The organism is Paenibacillus terrisolis (assembly GCF_056171975.1).
On record NZ_JBKFGG010000010.1, the window covers coordinates 25,478 to 49,770 of the forward strand.

Annotated in this window: 23 protein-coding genes and 1 riboswitch; of the genes, 6 read left to right on the forward strand and 17 right to left on the reverse strand. The window is 51.7% G+C overall.

The genetic code is table 11. The annotated features are described in order from the left end of the window. Positions 1 to 11: 11 nt before the first annotated feature. Positions 12 to 1,205 (forward strand): AI-2E family transporter, encoded by a 1,194-nt coding sequence (locus ACI48K_RS11775; RefSeq protein WP_475027800.1) that lies wholly within the window; start codon positions 12 to 14, stop codon positions 1,203 to 1,205. A gap of 129 nt (positions 1,206 to 1,334) precedes the next feature. Here ACI48K_RS11775 and ACI48K_RS11780 read toward each other — a convergent pair whose 3' ends face one another. Continuing rightward, positions 1,335 to 1,691: a HesB/IscA family protein gene (locus ACI48K_RS11780; RefSeq protein ID WP_475027801.1), complete on the reverse strand. Its 357-nt coding sequence runs from the start codon at positions 1,689 to 1,691 to the stop codon at positions 1,335 to 1,337. Positions 1,692 to 1,900: 209 nt separating this feature from the next. Between ACI48K_RS11780 and mqnE the strand changes: the two genes are divergently transcribed. Next, positions 1,901 to 3,007, forward strand: coding sequence for an aminofutalosine synthase MqnE (gene mqnE / locus ACI48K_RS11785; RefSeq protein ID WP_475027802.1), 1,107 nt, complete (start codon positions 1,901 to 1,903; stop codon positions 3,005 to 3,007). A 66-nt stretch (positions 3,008 to 3,073) separates the two neighbouring features. Beyond that, entirely contained in the window at positions 3,074 to 3,319 is a 246-nt protein-coding gene (locus tag ACI48K_RS11790; RefSeq protein WP_475027803.1) for a NifU family protein, read from the forward strand. Between the two features lie 113 nt (positions 3,320 to 3,432). On the opposite strand, the gene ACI48K_RS11795 is transcribed toward ACI48K_RS11790, so the two are convergent. From ACI48K_RS11795 to ACI48K_RS11835, 9 genes are all read right to left on the reverse strand, one after another. After that, positions 3,433 to 4,206, reverse strand: coding sequence for an SDR family oxidoreductase (locus ACI48K_RS11795; protein WP_475027804.1), 774 nt, complete (start codon positions 4,204 to 4,206; stop codon positions 3,433 to 3,435). Between the two features lie 202 nt (positions 4,207 to 4,408). Further along, positions 4,409 to 5,278, reverse strand: coding sequence for a MetQ/NlpA family ABC transporter substrate-binding protein (locus ACI48K_RS11800; protein WP_475027805.1), 870 nt, complete (start codon positions 5,276 to 5,278; stop codon positions 4,409 to 4,411). Positions 5,279 to 5,437: 159 nt separating this feature from the next. After that, on the reverse strand, positions 5,438 to 6,097 hold the full coding sequence (locus ACI48K_RS11805; protein WP_475027806.1) for a methionine ABC transporter permease: 660 nt from the start codon (positions 6,095 to 6,097) through the stop codon (positions 5,438 to 5,440). After that, positions 6,097 to 7,113, reverse strand: coding sequence for a methionine ABC transporter ATP-binding protein (locus ACI48K_RS11810; protein ID WP_475027807.1), 1,017 nt, complete (start codon positions 7,111 to 7,113; stop codon positions 6,097 to 6,099). The genes ACI48K_RS11805 and ACI48K_RS11810 overlap by 1 nt, the downstream gene beginning before the upstream one ends. Before the next feature lie 109 nt (positions 7,114 to 7,222). Then, positions 7,223 to 7,380: riboswitch (SAM riboswitch) on the reverse strand. A gap of 9 nt (positions 7,381 to 7,389) precedes the next feature. Continuing rightward, positions 7,390 to 7,812, reverse strand: a complete 423-nt coding sequence (locus ACI48K_RS11815; RefSeq protein ID WP_475027808.1) for a hypothetical protein — start codon at positions 7,810 to 7,812, stop codon at positions 7,390 to 7,392. 154 nt (positions 7,813 to 7,966) lie between these two features. Continuing rightward, positions 7,967 to 8,689, reverse strand: coding sequence for a Cthe_2314 family HEPN domain-containing protein (locus ACI48K_RS11820; protein ID WP_475027809.1), 723 nt, complete (start codon positions 8,687 to 8,689; stop codon positions 7,967 to 7,969). 15 nt (positions 8,690 to 8,704) lie between these two features. Further along, positions 8,705 to 10,471 (reverse strand): UbiD family decarboxylase, encoded by a 1,767-nt coding sequence (locus tag ACI48K_RS11825; protein WP_475027810.1) that lies wholly within the window; start codon positions 10,469 to 10,471, stop codon positions 8,705 to 8,707. Positions 10,472 to 10,596: 125 nt separating this feature from the next. After that, a complete protein-coding gene (locus ACI48K_RS11830) occupies positions 10,597 to 11,541 on the reverse strand; it encodes a COX15/CtaA family protein (protein WP_475027811.1) in 945 nt (314 codons plus the stop codon). Positions 11,542 to 11,723: 182 nt separating this feature from the next. After that, positions 11,724 to 12,077 carry a thioredoxin family protein gene (locus ACI48K_RS11835; protein WP_475027812.1) on the reverse strand — a complete coding sequence of 118 codons (354 nt, stop codon included), beginning with the start codon at positions 12,075 to 12,077 and terminating at the stop codon, positions 11,724 to 11,726. 332 nt (positions 12,078 to 12,409) lie between these two features. Between ACI48K_RS11835 and ACI48K_RS11840 the strand changes: the two genes are divergently transcribed. After that, complete coding sequence (locus ACI48K_RS11840; protein WP_475027813.1) at positions 12,410 to 13,729, forward strand: DUF2515 family protein; 1,320 nt, start codon at positions 12,410 to 12,412, stop codon at positions 13,727 to 13,729. A gap of 37 nt (positions 13,730 to 13,766) precedes the next feature. Here ACI48K_RS11840 and ACI48K_RS11845 read toward each other — a convergent pair whose 3' ends face one another. The 6 genes from ACI48K_RS11845 to ACI48K_RS11870 form a co-directional block, all read right to left on the reverse strand. Next, positions 13,767 to 15,404: a putative polysaccharide biosynthesis protein gene (locus ACI48K_RS11845; RefSeq protein ID WP_475027814.1), complete on the reverse strand. Its 1,638-nt coding sequence runs from the start codon at positions 15,402 to 15,404 to the stop codon at positions 13,767 to 13,769. Between the two features lie 65 nt (positions 15,405 to 15,469). Continuing rightward, positions 15,470 to 15,955, reverse strand: coding sequence for a DUF456 domain-containing protein (locus tag ACI48K_RS11850; RefSeq protein ID WP_475027815.1), 486 nt, complete (start codon positions 15,953 to 15,955; stop codon positions 15,470 to 15,472). A gap of 9 nt (positions 15,956 to 15,964) precedes the next feature. After that, on the reverse strand, positions 15,965 to 16,753 hold the full coding sequence (locus tag ACI48K_RS11855; protein ID WP_475027816.1) for a Cof-type HAD-IIB family hydrolase: 789 nt from the start codon (positions 16,751 to 16,753) through the stop codon (positions 15,965 to 15,967). A gap of 434 nt (positions 16,754 to 17,187) precedes the next feature. Next, positions 17,188 to 19,281 (reverse strand): peptidoglycan D,D-transpeptidase FtsI family protein, encoded by a 2,094-nt coding sequence (locus ACI48K_RS11860; protein WP_475027817.1) that lies wholly within the window; start codon positions 19,279 to 19,281, stop codon positions 17,188 to 17,190. A gap of 531 nt (positions 19,282 to 19,812) precedes the next feature. Then, a complete protein-coding gene (locus ACI48K_RS11865) occupies positions 19,813 to 20,970 on the reverse strand; it encodes a transglutaminase domain-containing protein (protein WP_475027818.1) in 1,158 nt (385 codons plus the stop codon). Positions 20,971 to 21,047: 77 nt separating this feature from the next. Beyond that, on the reverse strand, positions 21,048 to 21,485 hold the full coding sequence (locus ACI48K_RS11870) for a hypothetical protein (protein ID WP_475027864.1): 438 nt from the start codon (positions 21,483 to 21,485) through the stop codon (positions 21,048 to 21,050). A 262-nt stretch (positions 21,486 to 21,747) separates the two neighbouring features. Between ACI48K_RS11870 and ACI48K_RS11875 the strand changes: the two genes are divergently transcribed. Continuing rightward, the gene (locus ACI48K_RS11875; protein ID WP_475027819.1) at positions 21,748 to 22,914 is read left to right on the forward strand and encodes an MFS transporter; all 1,167 of its coding nucleotides are present in this window, start codon (positions 21,748 to 21,750) and stop codon (positions 22,912 to 22,914) included. Between the two features lie 407 nt (positions 22,915 to 23,321). Further along, positions 23,322 to 23,675, forward strand: a complete 354-nt coding sequence (locus tag ACI48K_RS11880) for a toprim domain-containing protein (protein ID WP_475027820.1) — start codon at positions 23,322 to 23,324, stop codon at positions 23,673 to 23,675. A gap of 11 nt (positions 23,676 to 23,686) precedes the next feature. On the opposite strand, the gene ACI48K_RS11885 is transcribed toward ACI48K_RS11880, so the two are convergent. Then, positions 23,687 to 24,286, reverse strand: coding sequence for an SCO family protein (locus ACI48K_RS11885; RefSeq protein ID WP_475027821.1), 600 nt, complete (start codon positions 24,284 to 24,286; stop codon positions 23,687 to 23,689). Between the last annotated feature and the right edge of the window lie 7 nt (positions 24,287 to 24,293).

The following is a 24,293-nucleotide window of genomic DNA, read 5'->3' on the forward strand; positions in this document are numbered from 1 at the left end:
TTTTCTCGTTCATGGGAAGTGTGTCAATGTGGAATGACCGGCTCAAAAAGTACTTTCTCAACAATCGATTTGTCATATTCTTGCTCATCCTGCTGCTCATCGGCCTGAATATTTTCGTCTTCGCCAAAATCTCGTTCGTGTTCACGCCGATCACGGTCTTGCTCGAAACCGTGCTGCTTCCGCTGTTGCTGACCGGAGCCTTATTCTACTTATTGAATCCGCTGGTGGACTTTTTGGAGCGCCGTAGAATCGGACGGGTATATACGATCATCGCCGTATATCTGCTGATCGCGGGCCTGATCACCGTGCTGGTCATCACCGTCATTCCCGTAGTGCGGGATCAGATCAACAGTTTGATCGACAATATCCCTAAATACAGTGATGAGGTTCAGATCCAGTTCGAAAGTTTGATCGGAAGCGATTTTTTTCACCAAATCCAGCAGTCTACCGGATTTAATCCCGATGATTTGGGAAGCACCCTGTCTCAGCAGGCTACCTCGCTGTTCGATAATTTCTGGTCCGGGGTCGGCGGATTTCTGGGGGCCATTAAAAACATCGTTTTGGCCATAGCTACCGTTCCGTTTATTTTGTTTTATCTTCTTAAGGACGGCAAAAAATTGCCGAAATTCTTCCTTCGATTCGTTCCGGTTCGCTTCCGCGAGCAAACGCATGGCGTTATGACGGAAATGAACGGGCAAATCAGCTCCTACATCCGCGGGCAGATCATCGTCAGCTTCTGCATCGGCATCCTGCTGTACATCGGCTACTTGATCATCGGCCTCGACTACTCGCTGGTGTTGGCCATTATCGCTTCATTCACCAGCATCGTTCCTTATCTGGGACCGGCTATCGCGATTACGCCGGCGCTTGTGATCGCCATTGTCACTTCACCGGTGATGCTGCTCAAACTGGTTATTGTTTGGACGGTCGTGCAGCTTATCGAAGGCAAATTCATCTCCCCCCAAATCATGGGGAAAACGCTGCGAATCCATCCGATTACCATTATTTTCGTCATCCTAACGGCAGGCAATCTGTTTGGCATCGTAGGCATTATCCTGGCCGTGCCGGGGTACGCCGTGTTTAAAGTCGTCGTCACGCATCTGTTCGGCTGGTTCGAACGGCGTTCGCGGTTGTATGAAGAAGCCGGGGAAGCGCTGACCACCGACACCGAGGATAACAAAGACCCAGAAGCGGCTAAGGAATGATTTGGGACTAACCCCCATATTATAATAAGTAGGTTTTCATTCAAAGCGCGCAAAAAGGCCATCTCTCCTTCACGGAAAGATGGCCTCTGCTTCATCGGTATAACGCTCCGGTGCCGGCTGCTTTGGAGTTCAGTCGCAAACCTGCGGCTGCCCCTCTTCATCCTTCATGCGGAACGACTGGCCGCATCCGCAGGTAGCGACGGCGTTCGGATTGTGGATGGTGAACCCGCCGCTCATCCCGGACTCCTGAAAATCGATCTCGAGACCGTTCAAATAACGGATGCTTTCTTTCTCCACTACGACTTTGAGACCTTTGACATCCATATAGACATCCTTGTCGCTTTCCTCATTGTCGAGCCCCATGTTATAAGAAAAACCGCTGCACCCGCCGGGATTGACGCCCAAACGCAGGAACATGTCCGGAGCTTCTTCTCCGGCCAACATATGTTGAATTCGCGCCAAAGCGCTGTCGCTAATGTTAATCATGATTTCACCCTCCTTATTCGTTAAAAACAAGCGGGCTTTGTTCGAGCCGACTTTTAAGACTTCAATAAAATTATACTCCACATCTGCAATTCCCTCAAGAAATGTGATTTTTATTGCTGCAATAACGCTCTCTTTCCAGTAAGCATTATTGCCCCGCAAGATTAGGAGGTTTATAATAGGATCATTGACTTGGAAACGGAGGTATTGTCATGATTACAACGGTTACTCCATATACGGATACGAAAATGGCCGAAATTGCCGAAAAAGTCCGCAAGGGCGAAAGACTTAGCCTGGAAGACGGCGTTTATTTATATGAAAGCGACGATATATTGACGATTGGCCAACTTGCCAACGAGGTGAATTTGCGCAAAAACGGTAAAAAGGTCTATTTTATCGAAAATATGAGCCTTTATTTTACGAATGTGTGCGAATCGTACTGCGCGTTTTGCAATTTCCGTAAGGATCAAGGCGAAGAAGGCTCTTATACGCTGTCCGGCGAGGAAATGATTCGCTATGTTGAGCAGCATATCAATCCCGATGTCCGCGAATTTCATATCGTCGGCGGGCATAATAACCATGTTCCGTTTCAATATTATGTGGATTCGCTCAAGGCGCTGAATGAACGTTTCCCTGAAGTTACGCTTAAAGCGTACACGGCCGCGGAAATTGAGTTCTTTACCCGGCTCAGCGGCCTCAGCACGAAGGACGTCCTTGTAAAGCTGCAGCAAGCGGGTCTTCAATCGCTGACCGGCGGGGGAGCGGAAATTTTATCCGATCAATACCGCGAGAAAATGAAGGTATCCAAGGCCAATGTCGATCAATATCTCGACGTGCACCGGACGGCGCATCAGCTTGGCATGAAAACTCATACAACCATGCTGTACGGCTCGATCGAAACCCATGAGGACCGGATTCGCCACATGATACAAATTCGCGAACTTCAGGATGAGACCGGCGGTTTTATGGTGTTCATCCCGCTATCCATGCAGCCCCGCAACAAAAACGCGGGAATTATGCGGCGCAACTCGGCTTTCGAGGATCTCAAGACGATTGCGATCAGCCGCCTGATGCTGGATAATATCCAGCATATCAAAGCGTACTTCATCAACATCGGTGTACAGCTGACTCAAATGGCTTTGACTTTTGGAGCATCCGACGTTCACGGCACGATTTTGCGCGAGCAAATCAGCCATGCGGCCGGCGCGTTGACGCCGGAAGGCATCACCCGGAAGGAACTGGTCTGGCTGATCAAAGGCGCCGGACGAATCCCGGTTGAACGGGACACGTTCTATAATGAAATCAAGGTTTATGAATAAGGTGTCCAAAGCATTTTAAATTTAGATATTTTGTAATATAATGAATCAAGAAAGGAGTTGAATACAATGAGTGAACATGTACAAGATAAATTGTATGACGAAGTTTTGGAAGTACTCGATAAATTGCGCCCTTTCCTGCAACGCGACGGCGGCGACGTTGAATTGGTAGACGTTGAGGACGGCATCGTTAAGCTGAAATTGATGGGTGCTTGCGGAAGCTGCCCAAGCTCCACAATTACCCTCAAAGCGGGGATCGAACGCGCATTGTTCGAAGAAGTGGAAGGCGTGGAAGAGGTTATCCAAGTATTCTAAGGTTTTCCCGGCCTTTAACGGACTTTTTCTCATTTCCCGAAGAAGCTCCGCAATTAAAAAGCTCGGTCCTCCGGCGTTGCCGGCAAGGGCCGAGTTTTTGTTTTCCAAGGGGATTAAATTGGTTTAATCCACGGACGAATCGGATCCAGTCCGCCGGAGATGTCCATAATATTGCCCGTAATGAAGTCGGAATCCGGATGGCATAGAAACGCGATAACCCGGGCGATATCCTCGCCGCTGCCGGGACGTCCCAAAGGGGTCTGCCCATCCCGGATTTCCCGGGCCTCCCGAATCGACTTTTCCTTATTGCCGCCCCGGATATCTCCGGGACATACCATATTGACAGTAATGCCGTAAGAAGCTTCCTCCACGGCCAGCGTTTTCGTAAACGAGACAAGCCCTGTCTTGGCAGCCGCGTATACCGCGCGGTGAGGCCATGAACGGGACTCGGAAGCGTGGCCGAAACCAAAGTGGATGATACGCCCCCAGCCCTTCTCCCGCATGCCGTGAAGCACGAGATGATCCAGCAAAATGGTTCCGACCAAGTTCCCCTCGATCATCCCCAAAATTTCGTTCTGGCTGTAGTCGGCAAACAGCCGGCGCTCCCGGATAAACGGTCCTGCGTTGTTCACGAGAATGTCGATCGTGCCCAGGTTATCGGCAACCTGCGAGGCCAGCGTCTCGATCTGCTCCCGCCGGGAAACATCGGCCTGCACCGCAATGCAGCGCACACCCATCCGCTCAATGGCGGAGCGAAGGGAGAATGCTTCGGATTCGCTATGTACGTAATTCAGCGCAATATCATAGCCTTGCTCGGCCAGCGTCAACGCCGTTTTTTTGCCCAAGCCGGTTGCGCTCCCCGTAATTAGGGCGACTTTTCCCAACAATGTCCTTCTCCTCCTCCAATATAGCTTAGTTTCCAGTATAAAAGATTTGGACGATTGTCACAAACGGGAAGTCCACTCCATAAAAAAACTACTCAAGCAAAAGCATTGAGTAATTTCTTGTATTAAGGCGAATGTACCGTTTACATAGAAAAATCCCGCCCCATGCAAGGAGCGGGATTGCTGTACGATACGTCCAGCCGGTTTAGAATACCGGAACCAATGCGCCTTTGTACGTGTCATTGATGAAAGTTCTGACATCGTCCGAAGTCAGCGCTTTGGCCAGCTTTTGGATGGCGTCGGAATCTTTGTTGTCGGGACGGGCAACCAGGATGTTGGTGTAAGGCGAATCTTTATCTTCGATGAACAGAGCGTCTTTGGTCGGATTCAGATTGGCTTCCAGCGCATAGTTCGTGTTGATCAGCGCCAGATCGACTTCGTCCAATTGGCGTGGCAGCATGGCTGCGTCAACTTCGATGATCTTCAGGTTTTTCGGATTTTCCGTAATGTCGGCTTTCGTAGCTTCGATACCGGCATCCGGGTTCAGCGTAAGCAGGCCTTGCTTTTGAAGCAGCAGCAGAGCCCGTCCGCCGTTGGTCGCGTCGTTCGGAATCGCAACTTTTGCACCGTCCGGAATTTCGTCCGCGGATTTGTATTTCTTGGAATAAGCGCCAAACGGTTCAACATGAACGCCTACGACCGAAACAAGGTCGAAATTGTTCTTTTTATTTTGATCGTCGAGATAAGGCTGATGTTGGAAGTAGTTCGCGTCCAGCTCTTTTTCATACAGTTGAACGTTCGGCTGTACATAATCCGTAAATTCCTTGACTTCAAGGTCGATGCCTTCCTCTTTGAGCTTAGGTGCAATGAACCGCAAAATGTCCGCATGCGGCACAGTCGCGCCAACAACCAATTTAACCGGCTTGGCGGTATTTTCCGTCGTTGCCTGATTGTCGTTGCCGGCAGCAGCCGTTGAGTTGCCCTCCGAAGCATTGTTTTTGGCGTTATTGTTTCCGCAAGCGGCAAGCACCAAAATAAGTACGAGAGTTAACAAAGATAATGTCCATTTTTTCATAACAGCATGACCTCCTAAAAGTTTTTTTATAGTGGAGAAAACGAAATGTTCCTGAAGAAGCGAAGCGTTCGCCTTTGTCCCCGAAATTTCCACAACTAAATTTATTCAAGGAATTTGGGGGCAACAGCGATCGAAGGTCATTTCGTATTCGAAGCCCCCTTATTTCCGGGTAAAGCGGATAACCAGCCGGTCACCCAGCATTTGCAGCAGCTGCACGAGCACAACCATAAAAATGACCGAGATAATCATGATTTCCGTCTCGTAGCGGTAGTAGCCGTAGCGGATGGCCAAATCGCCGAGTCCGCCGCCGCCGACCATCCCCGACATCGCCGTATAGGATACCAGTGTAACTACGGTAATCGTCATACCCGCGATTAAGCCGGGCATGGATTCGGGCAGCAGCACCTTGCGGATGACCTGCAAGGAAGAAGCGCCCATCGCTTGGGATGCTTCAATTACGCCGCGATCAACCTCGCGAAGCGCCGTTTCCACGAGCCGGGCGAAGAAAGGCGCGGCGCCAATGACGAGCGGCGGGATCGTGCCTTCCACTCCGGTGGAGACTCCCATAATTGCCCGGGTCACCGGGATCAGCGCAACGATCAGGATGATGAACGGCACGGATCTGAGAATATTCACTATTAGAGATAATAACCTGTAAACCCATCCCAATACCCAGGTATTAGAACGCGAGAATGTGTAAAGCAAGACGCCAAGCGGAAGTCCGATCACAAAAGTGAACAACGCGGCAAATCCAATCATCCGCAGCGTATCCAACGTGGCCTGGCCCATCTCAGCCCAATCGATTCCGGAAAAATCCATTACCTGATCACCTCCACATCAAGATCCCGCGCTTTGAGCAATGCCAGCGTGTTATCGACGTCCGCGTCGGCGCCTTCGAAGGAAACGGTCAACTGGCCGTAAGGAACATCCTTGATCGTAGAAATCGTCCCCTGAAGAATAGCGAAGTTGACTCCGGTTTCCCGTACGACTTGGGATAATACCGATTCATACGTCTTGACACCAAGAAACGTAATTCGCACAAGGTGCTTCCATTCCGGACGCGATACCGACAATGCCTGTGAAAATCCTTCTTCCCCGGATGGATCCCGGTTTATGAATTCCCTAGTGACCTCATGTTTCGGCTTGAGGAACACCTCCGTGACCGGCCCTTGCTCCACAATACCGCCTTGATGAATCACGGCGACGCGGTCGCAGATGCTTTGGATCACGTGCATTTCGTGCGTGATGAGCAAAATCGTCAATTGAAACTTGCGATTGATATCGAGCAGCAGTTTCAGGATGGAATCGGTCGTCTGCGGATCCAGTGCCGAGGTTGCCTCGTCGCAGAGCAGAACATCCGGATCGCTGGCCAGCGCCCGGGCGATGCCGACCCGCTGTTTTTGTCCTCCCGACAACTGGGCGGGAAACTTATGGCGGTGTTCCTCCAGACCGACCAAAGCAAGCAAGCTGTTTACTTTTTCGGCGATAGCCGCCTTCGGTGTTCCGATCAGCGTAAGCGGAAAAGCGATATTGTCGTACACATTGGCCGACGACAGCAGATTAAAGTGCTGGAAAATCATCCCGATCTTGCGCCGCCGCTGCTGCAGCTCTCTTTTGCCAAGCTTCGTCAGCTCGACGCCGCCTACCCAAACTTCGCCCTCAGTGGGACGTTCAAGCAAGTTGATGCAGCGGATAAGCGTGCTTTTTCCGGCCCCGGAGTGACCGATCACCCCGAAGATTTCCCCTTTTTCCACCGTCAGATTCAGCCCGGACAATGCGGTCGTTGACGTCTTTTTGCCGCCGTATGTCTTGGTGAGCTGTTTGAGTTCAATCAATCCGACTAGCCTCCCATGACTCGTAAGAGCCGAATTTTCTGCATTTTTCCAAAAAAATAAAGAGCCCCTTCACAGATTCAAAGGGCTCTCTTTTTGTAAAGACAAAACCTTCTCATCTGCCAAAACCGGCCGCTTCACGCGCACTCGGTTTTGAAGGAATTAGCACCATGTCATTTGTCATGTCCCGCAGGTTATCAAAACCAACGTCATGATCAAATCGGTTGCTGGGCTTCATCGGGCCTTTCCCTCCGCCTCTCTCGATAAGAAAATATGCAGTTATATGAATTTCAATTTCATGATGTTTTTGATATGTTTTAGAGTATAGAAGCTTTCATGGGTTTTGTCAAAGAAAAAAATTGTCATCAACATTTCAGGCTTTGGCAGCTTTGACGATAATTTAATTTGTAAAATGACTGAGCAAATAAAGCAGCGGAGTGAAACGTTCCTTCGATCGCTGTTGCTCAAGACCCGGAAGTTTATATAAGGGAATAAAAGGGCGTTATTGGGGCGATCCCCCTCGTTTGGCATAAAATAGAGGACAGAAAGGGCGCTATTTTCTCGAATCGCCGGGAAATCGCCGCTTTTTGCAACGTTTTCTGGAAAATAAGACCCATTAATTCCCTTATTGCGGAGTAACACGCCGGAATCCGGAAAATAAGGCCCTAAATGGTCGCTATTTTTTGGGGCAGCATTAGCCATGGGGCAGTAAATTAGCCATGGGGCAGTAAATTAGCCATGGGGCACAGTTAGCGATGAGTTACTGTTGGCGATGAACTCCCCCTTGCCATTAAGCAACGGGCCCCTAACCATACAGGTACCGTCGGAAGGCGAACCGCGTTATTTCCCGGTCGATCTACGAGTTTGACTTAACCAGCTTCTTCCAACGCTGATTGGTGTACTGGAACACCGTCAAAAAGGTCTCGCAAACCATATCATACCCATGCTGCAAATCGCGGATATGCCGATCCAAATCCTCCAGTTCGATCGTCCCGAACAGCGCTTGGTGCCGCTGCCACAAGTCATCCTTCATTTCCGAATTCATGTAGTGGATTTCCGTATTCCGGCGGCTGCGCAGAACGCCAAGCGCCTCCCGGTATTTCTCCTTGATGGACACCAGCTTCGAACCCAGATCCGGGTGCACCTTCCAATAAGAAAACTGGCGAAGTACGGTGAAATAGGAGAAACGAGCCTTCACCTTGGAGGTTTTCAGATCGTACAGCTCATTCAGCACCGTCCCGAGTTTATCAAGCGCAGAGAACACCCGAATGAATCCGTCCTTGTAGAAAAAGACATATCTTGCATAGTTCTCCCGTTCAGCCGGATCCATCTTATCGACGGAATCGGTATGCACCTTTTTCCGGAAAAACGCCGCCGCAAACAGACACTGCTCCAGTTCGTCCAAAGACGAAATCAGACCGTGGGTCCATATCTCCAATTTGCGAAAATCATGCGAGGGATCCTGATGCAGCTCCATTTCCTTCTGCAACAGCTTGGCGGTTGTTGCCATCGCTTCCATCGTATCGGCCAGACGGCCATCATTTTGTCTCGGCGGTTCGCCTAGTAAGCTTCGCAGCATATCATCTTCCTCGCTTTATCCAAAGTAAGATTTCCAGCGCTGATCAACCAGCGACGCAATATCTTCCCGCGGGAACAATTCATCCGGATACCCCGGCTTCATCCGGGCGTCGATGACAATCGGCAGACCGTATGCCAGGTGATGCTGACACACATCCGCAGCGGCGTAAATATCGTCGGCCGGATTAAAGCGGGTAAACACCGTCCACAAAAAAGCGGTCTGATCCTTCGTGGCCGCATCGGCATCGTCAGCCAAAATGACCAGCGGCCAAGATGTTCCGCGTTCCCGCAGTCTTCCCAATAATCGCTGCGGCAATTCAGGCTCGTCCTTATAGGAAGCGCCCGAAACGACCAGGCAACCGTCATGGAACGCCCGAATACGGTCGATTTCGGCCAGATCGCCTTCTTCATAAGCCTTCGGCAACTCGCGAACCGGATCCCCAACGCCGATCAGAATCGCCTTGCTGCCATGATTGAGCTTATGCCCTGTATAATCCAGCGTATCATGCGAAGTATTGTTCAGAATGAACAGGTCGGTTTGCGGATTAAAACGCTCCAGCACCGTTTTGAGCAGGAGCCGGAAGTCCGCCAGATCGAGGGGCTTGTCCGTCAGCATCAGGAATTTGGTCAGCGACAGCTGGCCTTCGCCCAAAATCCGGAAAGCGGAAACCAGCGCTTCGCGGGAATAGCTCTCACGGACTACTGCGGAACTAAGCGCATGGAAGCCGCTTTCCGCGTAGGTCCATAACGATTTCACGTTAGGCATGACGATCGGAAAAGCGGGGGACAGCAGCTTTTGCAGAAAATCCCCGAGATAATAGTCCTCTTGACGCGGTTTCCCAACGATCGTCGCCGGGTAAATCGCATCCTTCCGATGCCACATATGATTAACGTGCAGCACCGGAAAATCATGCTGCAGGGAATAATAGCCGAAATGGTCGCCGAACGGGCCTTCCAAACGGCGTTCATGCGGCGGAACCAGCCCGGTGATGGCAAATTCCGATTCTGCCGGAATCCGGTGTCCGCCAAGCGGATTCTCCGCCATCGGGAGCTTTTCACCAAGAATAAAAGAAGCGACCAGCAGCTCCGACAAATGCTCGGGCACCGGTGAAATCGCGGAGGCGATCATTGCGGGAGGGCCGCCGAGAAATACCGATACCGGCAGCGGTTCGCCGCGTTTTTCCGCTTCGTGATAATGAAAGCCGCCGCCCTTTTGAATCTGCCAATGCACGCCGGTCGTCTGATCGTCATACAGCTGGATCCGGTACATCCCCAGATTATTTTCCTTCGGCTGCAGCGGATTTTCCGTATACACCAGCGGAAGCGTGATAAAGGGGCCGCCATCCTCCTGCCAACTTGTCACCTTCGGCAAATCCCGCAAAGGCGCATCGGTCTTGCAGACTTGCAAAATCGGGGCGTCGCTTTTCGAGACGGTTTTCATCCCGACCTTGAGCACGTCCCAAATCAAGCCGCGTTCGTTCCATACCGCCTTCGGCGTAGGAGGGAGCAGCTTGTGCATCGCCTCCACCAGTCCGTTCGCGAGCTGCTCGGGCCGCGTCCCGAACGCCATTTCCACGCGGCGGATCGTGCCGAACAAATTCGTAGCGACCGGAAAAGGCGTACCTTTCACATTGGTGAATAACAGCGCCGGGCCGCCTTCTTCAATAACTCTCCGGTGAATCTCGGCGAGCTCCAAATAAGGGTCGACGGGCGCTTCGATGATGGCGAGCTGCTTTTCTTTTTTCAGGGCATCGATCCACTGCCGCAAATTTTTATAACTCATTTTTATATTCCTCCTAAAAACCGGGACCTTTAAGCCGTACACGTACCAAGCTCAACCCGGCTCACGCCAACAATTAGGGCTTCACCTCAAAAGTATAACGTTTCAGGAAGCGTTCCGGCCTGGCATCAATCTACAGATTCATGACAATCCTTGCTGAGTTGCCACGTGCGTACGCTCAAATAACAGAGTACCCCAAAAAGTCCCGCCAAAACAACAATATGAGCGAGCGACGCAAACAGATACACATGATAATTGGTTAAGGTAAACACAACTCCGGCGCCGGTAAAAACCTGCAAAATCGCGAGCAGTGTGGCGGCAAGACCCAGCTTGCGGATCTCCGGATGATCCGGGTGCTTGCGGAAGGCGACATGCCCCAAAACGGCAATCACAACCAGAAGCAGCGCCGCGGCAATCCGGTGAACGAAAGCGATCCCTACGCTGCCGGAAAGATCGCCCGGGATCAGCCGGCCGTTGCACAGCGGCCATCCGCTGCAGCCGCCGGCGGAATTCGTATGGCTGACGTATGCGCCAATGTAAACGACGAGATATGTATAAACCGCAGCAAACCACGTCAAGTTCCGGAATGCCTTAGAAACCCGGGCCCGGGGCGGGGTAGAGGGCTGTTTCCGACCGGTTTCCTCTTGCCGAATTCCCAGCACCAGCATAACCGAGCTGGCGAATGCAATCAGCGAGAATCCAAAGTGGAGCGCCATAACCCAGGAAGAAGTCGGATGAACGACGGCCATCGCCCCCATGAAAGCCTGAACCATCACGAAAATAAGGGCAAGCAGGGCAAACAGCTGCAAATCCTTACGGTTTTTCCGGTATCGCAGGAAAGCCACGAACGAGCCTAATGAGAGCAAGCCGGCCCCTCCGCTCACCGCCCGATGCGAAAATTCGATCATCGAAGCAACCGTGTGGGCCGGAACGAATTTTCCGTGGCATAGCGGCCAATCATTGCCGCAGCCAAGACCCGATTCCGTTTTGGTGACCACGCTTCCGCCTAGGATCGCAAGAAACATCACAAAGCAGGAAATATAACTCAACCATTTCAATTGCTTGGTATTCAAAGGATGGACACCTTCTTTACGCCTCTATAAATCCCTACAAATTGATTTAATTATAACCGATAGGGGAAGCAATTTCATAGGCACGACACAGGAAAAGTTCAAAAAAATCACACCTTTCCCTTTAGAACAAAAGGATTGGTGTGATTTTTGACGTTGATCTATAAAATTTACGTTTATGTTTGTTATTCGGCAGGATTGTGGAGCGTACCGTGAACCGCCACCGCCTTATCCAGAAAATCCTCGATTTCCTGACGCGATTTGCGCAGCTTGTTCACGAACCGCACAAGCTCCCGCCCATCGGCATAGGCGACAAAGCTCGGAATCCCCATGATATTTTGCTCCTGGCTGACATCTCCCACTTTATCCACATCGACCTGGATTAACGTCAGCCGGTCGGCGTAATTCGCTTCGACCTCCGGCATAAACGGATCGATAAATTTGCAATCTCCGCACCAATCCGCTTTGAATACCGCGACCACCAGGCCGCCGGACTGAATGCTGGCATAAAACTCTTCAGGGTTTGCGATTTGCTTCATGAGTATCCCATCCTTTCTCTATTGTTCTACTTACTATATAAATTGAACCAAGGATTGAATACGTATAACGGCAGCCGTGTGAAATATTCTTTCGATCGCTGTTGTTCCCGGATTTCTTTGATTGATTAAATTCAAATGGTGTAGAAATCCGGTCACAAAGGCAAACGCTTCGCTTCTGCCAGAACATTTCACCCTTTTGCCAAGTTACTTTTTCATTGGTTCAACATATATAGTCAATCAAAACCGGGAGTGGAAGTCAAATTTTCTGGGTATACTTGGTAATAAACAATTCAGAAATCCACTCTTTCGTGAAGGAGCAGGTGAACCCCATTATGAAGCAGCGTTCCCGCGATTCCTCCGGCACCCTGTCCGTTGCCGGCTTTCTGGAGCTGATCTCCCGTCTGCCCGCCGCCATCGGCGAGACTTTAAAGGGGAAAGCGGAGGGGCTTGCCGAATCCAGCCGTCTGCGCGAAGAGCGGCTTTCTTTGGCGTGGAACGAGTCGGCCGCCCAGACGGTCGCTTCCGAAATCGAGGATTTGCTGCGCCGCGGAGCCCCGTCCAGACCGATGGAGAGAGAGACCTTGAGAGCAGGCGATCTTGCATTGGCCGAAGAGATCGCGGCGGCCGCGAGTAAAGCCGGTATCAGCAACCTAACCCGGACCGAAGCTTATTTGAAATGTTATCAGGCCTATCCCGAATTGCATTGGGCGTTCCTCGCCCACATGGTGTCGCGCAATGCGGGCTGGAGCATGACCGATTTGCACGGCAGCCGGATGAGCGATGTCATGAATGCGGAGGACAAACGAACGGCCTACCGTTTTTGGGAGCGAAACAACGCCCTGATTTTTCTAGATGCCTATCCGCAGCTGCTGCTGTATATGAAAAGCAGAGAGCTAGGCAAGAGCCTCTTTTATTTGCTGCCCTTTTTCCATGTGTCCGCCTTCATGCGTCCATTTTGGGAGCGTTTCTGGATCGACCGGGGCAGCGCCCTGCTAACGGTTGGACTCATCGTCAACGAGCAAAATTACATCGAGAAACGTGTGGTCAAGCATCCCTTTTTTCAAAAGCAGGTTACCGGCAAGTTAAGCAGCCAGCTTTTTACGATGGCCGGCCTTAATCAAGTGATCTTTCCGCTGATGGAGCAGGAGGAGTGCGGCGATTCGGGCGACAATTCCGGCGGAGCGTTTGAAGTGCGCCGCTTGGCGGGCCGAGTCGTCACCGACTTCGACAGCCTGTCCTCCCGCATCGCGCTGGGCAAAGCCCTTTACGCGACGCTCATGGGCCTGCGCGCCGTGCGCAGCGGCGCGGAGCGCTTCGCCGCCGCCGTGCCGCACAGCGGCTCGCGCGCGGATTATTGGCCGGACGTGTTCACGGCCAATAAAGAAGAAGCTCTGACCGCGGCTACGCAGGGGTCAGAGCTTCTTCAATGCGAGACGCTGCCGGATGGCAAGCGTCTCTATAGCCCCAAGCTGCTGGATGCTTGGGGCGACACGCCCTATGAGCCAATTCCCCGGGAGGATTGGCTCAAAGATCTCAGCGCGCTGGACGGCATCAGCGCGCCGCAAACGCCGTTCCTGTGCGACATCAGCCGGGAGCACAGGAACGCGATCCTGAAAACGGCGCTGATGCACGACGCCGTTCAGGATGACTAACGCCGGCGCGGCCGGTCATCATCCAGCCCTTACGCAATCATTTGCTTGCGCCGGCTTGTCCGCCGCGCTGCAGCCGCATCAGCGGAGCCAGCACTTTGCGGAGCGGACGCGGATAACCGGCAAGCTCATCCTTGCGGACAACCCGCAGCACGATCAGCATAACCGGATAAAGCACGAGCACTGCCAGTCCGACAATGCCGCAAGTCAGGAAGAATGCAAGGCGTGCCGGCATAAAAGCAACCATCTGAATACCGGCCTGATTCAGCCCGTACCCGGCGCCGGACAGCAAAATTACGGTGAGCAGAAAGCCTCCCCAACGATTCCCCATAATCGAAAACGGCACGATTTTTTTCATCGTTCTTATATTCAGCAGCGTAATCACCAGGAAACAGAGCCCCGTCGCAGCGATGATCCCATAAATCCCCCAAAGCGGCGCCAACGCGTAACTGGCTCCTAACTTGAACAAAATGCCGATCATAACGTGAACCATCGACAGATTCGGTTTGCCGAGTCCGAGCAGGATCGAGTTGCTTGTCATCATGGTAATCTGGAAGATTGTCATAAACGTCAAAACGCCTACAATCCCGCTTCCGTCAAGCGATTTGAACAACAGCCCGTTCACCGAATACGCCGCTACTCCGAGCATAATGACGATCGGCATCCCGCTGAGGATGGAAATTCGCATCGCCAGCGTCGTTTGATTTCGCAGATGTTCTTCATCTTTCCGAATAAACGCCGCCGAAATCACCGGAATCAGCGATGTGCTCAGGGCGATGGCTAGAATCGGCGGAATCCCGGCAACCATTTGCGCCCGGGACGTCAAATAAGCCAGCACCTGCTCGGCTTTCGCCCCGCCCATCTGCCCGATCAGCAGCGTTTTGACGATCGAGCCGTCAATAAAGTTCACGGCGGTGACCGCGAGAGAAGTTAATACAATCGGAATCGACAGCTTGAAAATGTCGGCATAAATGCGCCCCAGCGGCAGGTTGGCTCCCGCCGAAGCGGATTCCAGCGGAAGCCTCTGGCGGTCATCGCGGCGCATTTTGAACGAATAATACAGCATGACGGCAAAAGCCCCGATACTTCCGAACACGCTGCCGAAGGAAGCCCCCGCCGCCAGCCATTTGTCGCTGTACCCCATGCCCAGCATAACGAAGGCCAACCCGATCGCGGTGATGACGCGAAGGATCTGCTCCATGATTTGCGATATCCCGGAAGCCGTCATGTTGCCCCGGCCCTGGAAATAGCCGCGCATCATCGCGATGGTCGGAAACAGCAGCAGCGCCGGCGCGATCGCCCTAATCGCCAGGGATGCCTCCGGCACTTTTGCGATATGCGTGGCGTAAAAAGGAGCGATAACATAAAGAAAGGCCGTGATCAAAACCCCGGTCACGGCGGCGAAAATCAATGCGGCTTGGTAAACCCGTCCGGCTTCATGAGGCTTATTCAGCGCATACCGTTCGGATACCATTTTGCTCAAGGTGCTCGGAATTCCCGCGGAAGCCACGGTCAGCAGCATGAGATACACATTGTTGGCCAGGCCGTACGCCGAGTTTCCCGTATCCCCGAAAACATGCTCGAGCGGCACCCGCTGCGCGATGCCCAGCACCCGGACGAGCAGCGCCGCCCCCGCAAGAATGAGCGTGCCCTTGATAAAAGACTCTTTCTTGGACAAAGAAAATTCCTTCTTTCTACTTTCCCGGTATTACTGCAAGAGTAATGTACGATGAAGTTTATTGTTCAAAATGAAGCGATCCAGATAATAAATATAACGATCATGGCGAGCTGCAGTACGACCTTGACCACAATGCTGCTGAACAGACCAACCACCGATCCGAATCCGACCTTGATCGCCTTGGAAAGCGATTCGCCCCGGATCAGTTCTCCGATCACAGCCCCCAGCAGCGGACCAATAATCAGCCCAAAAGCCGGGATCACAAAAGGTCCGATGATGATCCCGATGGTGCTGAGCCAGACGGACAGTTTGCTGCCGCCGTACTTTTTGACGCCCCAGGCGCCGACCAGATAATCCGCGACCAGCAGCGCAACGACGATCAATGACTGAATAATCCAGAAAAACGGTCCGAACGGTTCAAACGAGAAAAACCAGCCGTACACGAAAAAGGCAAAAAACACGGCAAGCACCCCGGGAAGAATAGGGTACACCGCGCCAGCCATGCCGACGGCAAAAAGACCTATCACCAGAATCCAGCCGAGTACAGCCATGATTACGCTTCACTCCTCCGCCAAAATATAATCGCGGATAATTATCGCTATGCCGTCGTCATTGTTGGAAGCCGTTACTACATCCGCGTTTTCCTTCACTGCGATTTGGGCATTGCCCATCGCGACGCCTAGCCCCGCGGCTTGGATCGCCGCCAGATCGTTCAGGCTGTCGCCGACCGCCACCACTTCGGACATTTCGATCCCCAGCAGCTCGCACACCGTGCGAATGCCGCTGGCTTTGCTGATGCCGCGCGGGTTTATTTCCAAATTATAAGGAGACGAGTTTGTGACTTCAAGTCCCCCCAAGTCCTGGAGCTGCATCATGAGATCGTGACGAATCCCGTCGTCTTCGGTATGATAGCCGAACTTCATCCATTGGCACCGATCCAGCAGTTCGGGAACCCAGCTATTTTCGTTGTAGCCCCCCTCAACCGCGTATGCCCAGAACCAGATGTTCTTTTCCCGGGCAATATCGTGCATCCTGGCGACCAGCGTTTTGTCGAGCAGTTCCCGGTGATAGAGTTCATGCGGCGACTTCCATACCTCACTGCCGTTCACCGTGATCATGGGCGTCGATAAACCGAGCTGATCGCCGAATGGAACGGCCTCGCTATATCCTCTCCCTGTGGATAAGCAAACATGAACTCCGGCGTCCGCCGCCTTGCGAATCCATTTTTCCGTTTCCGGCGAGATTTGATGGTTATCCGTAAGCAGCGTTCCGTCCATATCAAGCGCCAGCAACTTATATTTCAAGTATGTTCCCCCGTTCCTCTCCCTGTCGTATCTCTCTTCTAACATAACGCCATTTTACCACATTCCCCTAAGCCCAACAAAGATCAGTTCGGCTTTCGTACCGCGCGTCGCTCCCCGCACAGGTGCGACGTCGTTTGCAGCCCGTTACGCCCCGCCCCTTGCCGGAAGAAGCGCGGGAGATCGTCAATTTCAGTGCCCGAATCTTGTATTCCAGGCAACATTTGCAAAGGAAAACGGGAAACGGCATCAAAATATTGTATCAATTGCAGCATTTTCGGGCTGTCGGCGGAGATTCGGTCGAAAATGGGCAAAAATGCTGTATTTCATGCAAAATTTCTGCCTTGAACCGCCGCAAAAAGCACGAAATCGTGTACTTTGTGCAACTTTGACCAAGTAATCAAATGAAGCGGCCTCAGTCCAATGAGATTTAGACCAAGGCCGCCTAACGGATTTTTATTGTTTTCAGTTTGCCGGCAAGCTTACTGCCCTGCAGTATTTCCGTTGTTGTCATTTGTTTTGCCGGAATTTTGACCATTTTGCTGGCCGTTTTGCTGATTGTTCAGCGCTGCCTTTTTAGGTACGCCATCCAAGCCGTATTCCTGATCATACGCATCGAAAATTTTGCGTGCTACCGGCGCGGCACTGTACGCGCCAAACCCGCCTTCAGGGATGACGACAGCCACGGCCAGTTTCGGATGTTCTTTCGGCGCAAAGGCGATAAATACGCCGTTATCCCGGTTCGCTCCGGCTCCATACTGCTGCGAGGTCCCGGTTTTCCGGGCAAAGTCGTAAGGGAATCCGGAGAAGGCAAACGATACGTCCGTTTCCATTCCGTCGAAAATTTCGTTCCAATAGGCATTATTGAATTTGACTTCGTTCAACACTTTCGGTTTGAACTCCTCGACGACATTTCCCGACTCGTCGGTGATTTTGCTGACCATGTGCGGCTCCATCCGTTTGCCCCGGGTAGCGATCGTTGCGACATATTGCGCCAACTGCATCGTGGTATATCCTCCCTGCTGCCCAAAGGAAGCGTAAACCAAGCGGGAAAGCACGGTTTCCTTTTCGTTCGTATATTCCAGTTTTCCCAGATACTCTTGAGGAAGATCGATACCCGTCGAAACGCCAAGGCCAAACTCTTTCATGTACTTATCCCAAATCTCGATACCTTGCTGGTGATATTTGTTGTATAACCTTTCCCCAACCATATCAACCATAAAAACGTTGGAGGAATGCCGGATGGCCGAAGCCGGGTCGAGATTACCGTAAGCGTGATTTTCCGAGTTACGGACGCTGGATGAGTCGTTTCTGCCAAAATAAGCGATCCCCCGGTCCTGGTAATAAGTATTCGTCGTAAACAGTCCCTCGTTCAGACCGATCAAAACCGAAAGCGGCTTAACCGTCGAACCGAGTAGAACAGTGGATTCAAAGTTATGTCCCGATCGGCCCGAACTGAATGGCGTAATGGTTCCATTTTGGTAATTGTTCATTATTTTCTGCCAATCGTCCGTGGATACACTACCCGATTGCCAAATATTCGTATCGTAATCCGGCATGCTGGCCATCGCTACCACGTTGCCCGTATCGACTTCCATGGCTACGGCATAGCCGGTTTTCGCGTCCGGATGAACCTCGCCGGATACCGGATGCGTATGGACCCAGGAAATTTGCTGAGTTATCGCGTTTTCGGCGGCAAGCTGCACGGTTTTATTGATAGTCGTGTGCAGATCATTCCCTTTTTCAGGAGGCGTGATCTCCGGAATACCGATCGCCATATTCCGCGGATCGATCGGCACGCTCTTGAAGCCGTTTTTGCCGCGGAGCTCATCCTGATACTGCAGCTCCAGACCGTCGTACCCGACGTCTTCCGTTTCTGTATATTGCAAGGCGGGATCGTCCGTGTTCTCTTCCCGGATTTTCTTATACTTATCGAGGATTGTGGACGCGCCTTTATATTTTTTAATATACCCCACAGCTTGCACGGCCACCGTATCTTTGTCGTAGTGGCGAACGCTTTCCTCCACGATGTCTATGCCGGGAAAGTCGCTTTTCCGTTCCAGAAAATAAGCGACTTCCTTCTGCGTCAAGTCGATCTTGATTCTGCGGGGAGTAAACCCGTTGTACTGCCTATAGTCAAGGTCCATCGCTTTGATGATATCGTCCGTAGTCAACGGCGTGGCGTTCGGATCTCCGTATTTGTCGAAAACTTGTTTCAGCTTATCCGCCAAAGCCAATGCTTCGGGCCGGTTTTCGCGTCCGCGTTCCGTATTGTCGCTGTAATCCTTCTGAAGGGTAATATACAGAGATTGAACCGGAGTTGAATACGCCAGCTTCTCGCCGCCTGCCGCATAGATAGTGCCTCTTGTCGGCGGCAGCGGCACGTCTTTGACGTGCAAACTGGTTTCTTGCTTGGATAAGGTAGGCCCCTCCACGAACTGTAAAATGGCCAGACGCACAATAATGACCGTAAAAATAGCAAAAGCGCTGAAGAAAAACATATTCAGCCGAATATTAAAATGGCGCTGCATCGACACTTCTTGCTCGCGCGGATCGTCCGAATATACACTTTTCATTTTGTTCCCCCTACTTTTTCCCCCGTTAAAAAACACACCTTTTATTCTAACATAACGAATGCGGGCATGCGAAAGTTACAGCAGATTCCATCTAAAATGGGGAAGGGCACCCCGTTAGTAAGGGTCCCCATCATAATAGCGGCATGTTAGAGTCTTATTTTGCGGATTCCGGCGTGCCCCTCCGCAATAGGGGAATAAATAGGCCCTATTTTCCAGCAAACCGTGCAAAAGGCAGCGATTTCCCGGCATTTCTAAGAAATAGCGCCCTTCCTGTCCTCTATTTCACGCTAAACGAGGAATATCAGCCCAATAGCGTCCTTTTGTTCCCTTATATAGATTTCCCCTCTCAGATCAAGGTTCAAAAAATCGGCTTTTCAGCACCAAGAAGGTTGGATGAAGTTGACCCTGAGTAGCGGAGCGTAGGCAGACCTACGTGAGCAACGGAAGGGGCAGCTTCATCCAAGATTCGACGCCGACAATGCTGCGTCAGCCTCCGCTTCGTGATCAAAAGCCGATTTTTTGAATTTCCTCTCAAATCATTTTGTCGGGGATGTGGGTTTCGCTGAATGCCGGCGAATCAAACCAGTCGCCGCTGGACGCCCATGTCGAGTCCAGAGGAATCCATTTATTCTTATCCGTCAAATAGACTTCGTTCCAGGCATGCGGACCATAACCGCCCTGTCCGTCGTAACCCAGGCCCGTGATTACCTTGACCTGAAGCCCCTGCGATCTTGCCATAACGGCGTATAAGCGGGAATAGTCGATGCAAACCCCGCGTTTCGTATCAAATGTCATTTGCGGCGTCTGCTCGTGCCAAATGCCTTTTTCCTCGTAATCCTTCACCTTATCATAATCGTAGGCTACCCTTGTTCCCACCCACTGATAGAGCAAGCGGGCTTTCTCTTCGTCACCGTCCGCTCCCTTCGTGATTTGGGCGGCGGCAAGTTCGATGTCCTGCGGAATATCGGCGTCGATAACCTCGTATTTCCGCTGCAGAATACCGTTTAACTCCGCTTCCACACTGCGGGTAAAGACCGGAAGCTTCTCTTTGATCAGATTGCCGGTAAGGGGTTCGATAACGGTGCGCGCCCCCTGCTGATACACCGGCGAAGCTTCGACGTACCGGCTAAATCCGCTTCCCGGAAATAATGTGACCGAAATGAACAAAACCGCGATCACGACGAGACATCGCGCCGCGCCGATCAGCGCCCCGATCAGAGCGCCGGTCAGCCTGCTCAAGATCGAAGCGGGCCTTGGTTTCTCGCCGCCGAACGCCAGCCGTCCAAAAATCGAGCCGCCGCCGTATACAAAAGCGGCGACCAGCCCGAGCAGCGTACGAATCAGCCAATAGCTCAGAATGAACAGGACGGCAAAACGCATTAACGGAAAGTCCCGTACAGCCGTCACAAACGTATAATAGACCTGCTCCCACTTGGCCATGTCCCTTTCCGGGACCTTAAGCACGGACAGCCATTCCTGAACCTTGGGAGAAATCCACAAAGTAAAGGGAACCGCCGCCGCCACGCCAACCAGGGACAGCACGCCTCCGGTAAGCAGCGTAAAAAGGCGGCCCGCCGATCGGGATGCGCCCCGCAGCAGGCCCTGAAGTATCGAACCCAGCAATATCACCAGCAGCAATACGGAAATCAGGTTGTATTCCCGCAAGCTTTGAATCCAGACTTCCGTCATGTCTGCCTCCGATCTCGATGACTTAACATCTGTAAAAATGCCTCATCGTCAACTAGGTTTGTAAACAAACTTGGGTTCTACGAATTTCGCTTGGCCTCTTGAATGAAGGCTTCCAACGTATCGTTGACCGACCATTCTCCCAAGCTCACCCCACGAACCTTAACTTTCACCTTATCATTGCCCGCCGTACCGCTAACCTCTAAATTCGGGGTTGTTATTGTGAACGAACCGTCCGGATTTTGAGTCAGCTTGGCATCCTTCGCTTCATCCTTCATCATGTTCAGGACCTCGTTTTTGCTGAGCGTAACCGCCTGGTCCTTGACCGTCGTGACCGCGTCCCCGATATCTTTTAACGAAATCCCGCTGTAAATGATAATAAAAGCGGCAATAACAATGACCAGCGCCCATTTCACCACGGTTTTCACAAAATTGAGGATCAGGAACAAGACCACCAACGCAACAACGATAACCAGCCAGTTTTCCTTCAAAAATTCACTCCATACATGAACATCCACCATTATCAAACACCCCAAACTTCGTTTTTCATCCTTGCAGATTTATAGAAGTTGTCCTATTCACCCTGATGCAAATCCGGAAAACATGCCCTTTCATTATACATGATGGCCAACCCTGGTGTCAGCTTAACCCCGGAATTCCCGCCAAAACCGCCTTTTTTGCCAAAAAAGCGGACAACCCTTATCTATTTTCAGGGTATAAGTTCGTCCCATTGCACGTACAAGTAGAGCATAGCCAATTATCCTGAGGAGGGCACGGCAAATGAAAATCGCATTTTGGCTGTATTTTTTTATGTTTCTGGCTTTCTTCGATCTGCACGCCCAATATCCGATTCTGACCCCGTTTGCGTTATCGCTTGGGGCGGCGCCGGCCTTTATCGGCTGGATGATGGGTATCTATGCGCTGACGCATCTCCCGGGCAACCTGATTGCCGGCCAAGGAGTCGATCGCCACGGCAGCCGGGGCTACATGATCTTCAGCATGCTTACCGCAGGGGTTATTTTGCTTCTTCAAGCCTATGTCACCGAACCTTGGCAGCTCCTGGTTCTTAGGTCGATCAGCGGCTTCGTGCTGGCTTTTCTGTCTCCGGCGTGTCTTGCCATGCTGGCTTCCTTGAGCAAAAATTCCGTCCAGCAAGGAAAACTCATGGCCGGTCACGGGGTAACGCATACGCTGGCTTCCGTCGTTTCACCCGCCGCCGGGGCTTTTCTGGTCGCCCAGACCGGCTTCGCGCTGACATTTCAAATCCTGGGATGGCTGCTTATCTCCACCGGGATCATTGCGATCTTTACCATTCACGATATCCGTGAAGCCAAACCGGCGGCAAATGCCAATTTGATGTCAAAGCCATCTGTTCCCGTAAAAATCAACGTGATTCCGCTCCGCTATTACATCATGCCGTTAGCCGTTTCCTGCTCCCAAGGCATCCTGTTTTTCGAGCTGCCGCTGAAATCCGGCGGAACATCCACCTCGGGTATCATGCATACGGGGATCTATTTTTCGATCATCAGCCTCGGCGCACTGGCGACCCTTTCGATGATGTTCCTTCACAAAATCTCGCCTCATAAACGGGTGCTGTTCGGCATCCTTGGAATCGCGTTGTCCTTCTTTGCCATGGCCGCCTTGGATTTTCTTCCGATTGAATTGCCTTTATTCACGCTGGGAATGGCCAAAGGGGTCGTGTTCCCCGCCATCGCTTCCCTTTTCATCGAACTGAGCGGAGGCAAGCGGCTCGGAACCGTATTCTCCCTGCAATCCATTGCGATGTCGCTTGGCTCTTTCGTTGGACCGATTGCCGCAGGCTCTATGCATGGTCACTATTCTCCTTATTTTCTCGCTTTTATCCTTCTGATGACCGTTTTGGTTGTGGTTCCGCCGGGCAAGCGGTCCGGAACGGCCGTACCTCCCGTTCGTACGAGCCATCTATAAACGGTTTTTCACAACGCTGGAAGCATACTGCATTTTTTTCGAAGTTTAGGCAGTTACACAGGGCAAGGGCAGGGCCTCTACATAGTATATCGTGTAGTAACCGACCCGATCGAAAGTGGGGTGAACACAGATGGGAAACATTGATCCTTGCGGACCCGGCCCGGTAGGCCCAGGTTTCGGATTATGGACGTCAACGGGCATCATCCTTGTCCTGTACATCTTGCTGGTAATCATTCTCCGTGCTCCTCTTTACTAAGAATGAATGCAACAGTGCGGTCTGCCTTTTCGGCAGGCCGTTTGCATTTTACATACCTTTTGCATGAGAAGCCGTGTCGGATATAAACTATACCTGAATACAGAATATGCATGTCTCTTGGGGTTGTTCATTCCGCTATTTGAGGTGATTCATGTTGTCCGTTAGCATCATTGTCGAAGGCAAAAACGACCGCAGCAAGCTCCGACGTCTGCTTCGCGAAGAGATTCGAATTCTGTGCACGTTTGGCACGCTGAACACGAAAAAACTGGAGTCGCTGCGAAAACAAGTTCGGGATGATGAAGTGTTCCTGTTTCTGGACAACGACGCCTCCGGCAAAAAAATCCGCGGCGTGCTTAGAGATGCGTTCCCTGATGCGGTTCAGGTTTATACTCGTAAGGGTTATGCCGGAGTGGAGGGTACGCCCGACGAATACGTGATCGCCCAATTGGAAAAGGCCGGCTTGGAGGAATACATTCTGTATCCTCCGCCGGCTCCGTTTGCTTAATTGCTTTGATTTTATTCCCGCACCAAGCCTTCCACTCCGCTGGCGATCTCCGCGGGAGTCGCTTCCGGACGGTAAATCGCGCGAAGCCGGCCTTCCCGGTCGACAAGTCCGATCAAATCCATATGCACGAAATTCCCATTTTGGTCCTGGTTGATCAATATTTTAAAAGAATCCATAGCTAAATCGATGACTTTTTGCTGGTCGCCCCTCAGAAAGTACCAGCCCGAATAATCCGCCTGGAATTTATCGCCGAACTCTTTCATTTTTGCCAGTGTATCCCGCTTGGGGTCGAAGGAAATCGATACAATTGAAGTGTCCTCGCCGAAGGAGCCTTGTTCCTTCAAAATGTTCTGAACCTGGCTAAGCCTGAATGTGGTTATGGGACATACATCCGGACAATTCGCGAAAAAAAAGTAGAACAGCCGGACCTTCCCGTTGGTATTTTCTAGCGATACCGTTTGGCCGTCCACATTCTCCAAACTGAAATCCGCGACCGGACGAATCACCGGCAGCTTTGGTTTGGCGTAAGTATCCCAAAGCAGGTAGCCTGCTAATACCAAACATACCGCAAGCATGCCCCAGGTCCATTTATATTTTTTCAGAAGGTTCATGGCGGAA

Coding starts and splice junctions, on each gene's coding strand:
- ACI48K_RS11775 (WP_475027800.1), top strand. CDS start 12: ATGGGAAGTGTGTCAATGTGGAATGACCGGCTCAAAAAGTACTTTCTC.
- ACI48K_RS11780 (WP_475027801.1), bottom strand. CDS start 1,691: ATGATTAACATTAGCGACAGCGCTTTGGCGCGAATTCAACATATGTTG.
- mqnE (WP_475027802.1), top strand. CDS start 1,901: ATGATTACAACGGTTACTCCATATACGGATACGAAAATGGCCGAAATT.
- ACI48K_RS11790 (WP_475027803.1), top strand. CDS start 3,074: ATGAGTGAACATGTACAAGATAAATTGTATGACGAAGTTTTGGAAGTA.
- ACI48K_RS11800 (WP_475027805.1), bottom strand. CDS start 5,278: ATGAAAAAATGGACATTATCTTTGTTAACTCTCGTACTTATTTTGGTG.
- ACI48K_RS11805 (WP_475027806.1), bottom strand. CDS start 6,097: ATGGATTTTTCCGGAATCGATTGGGCTGAGATGGGCCAGGCCACGTTG.
- ACI48K_RS11815 (WP_475027808.1), bottom strand. CDS start 7,812: ATGGCTAATGCTGCCCCAAAAAATAGCGACCATTTAGGGCCTTATTTT.
- ACI48K_RS11820 (WP_475027809.1), bottom strand. CDS start 8,689: ATGCTGCGAAGCTTACTAGGCGAACCGCCGAGACAAAATGATGGCCGT.
- ACI48K_RS11825 (WP_475027810.1), bottom strand. CDS start 10,471: ATGAGTTATAAAAATTTGCGGCAGTGGATCGATGCCCTGAAAAAAGAA.
- ACI48K_RS11835 (WP_475027812.1), bottom strand. CDS start 12,077: ATGAAGCAAATCGCAAACCCTGAAGAGTTTTATGCCAGCATTCAGTCC.
- ACI48K_RS11840 (WP_475027813.1), top strand. CDS start 12,410: ATGAAGCAGCGTTCCCGCGATTCCTCCGGCACCCTGTCCGTTGCCGGC.
- ACI48K_RS11850 (WP_475027815.1), bottom strand. CDS start 15,955: ATGGCTGTACTCGGCTGGATTCTGGTGATAGGTCTTTTTGCCGTCGGC.
- ACI48K_RS11855 (WP_475027816.1), bottom strand. CDS start 16,753: ATGTTAGAAGAGAGATACGACAGGGAGAGGAACGGGGGAACATACTTG.
- ACI48K_RS11860 (WP_475027817.1), bottom strand. CDS start 19,281: ATGAAAAGTGTATATTCGGACGATCCGCGCGAGCAAGAAGTGTCGATG.
- ACI48K_RS11865 (WP_475027818.1), bottom strand. CDS start 20,970: ATGACGGAAGTCTGGATTCAAAGCTTGCGGGAATACAACCTGATTTCC.
- ACI48K_RS11875 (WP_475027819.1), top strand. CDS start 21,748: ATGAAAATCGCATTTTGGCTGTATTTTTTTATGTTTCTGGCTTTCTTC.
- ACI48K_RS11880 (WP_475027820.1), top strand. CDS start 23,322: ATGTTGTCCGTTAGCATCATTGTCGAAGGCAAAAACGACCGCAGCAAG.
- ACI48K_RS11885 (WP_475027821.1), bottom strand. CDS start 24,286: ATGAACCTTCTGAAAAAATATAAATGGACCTGGGGCATGCTTGCGGTA.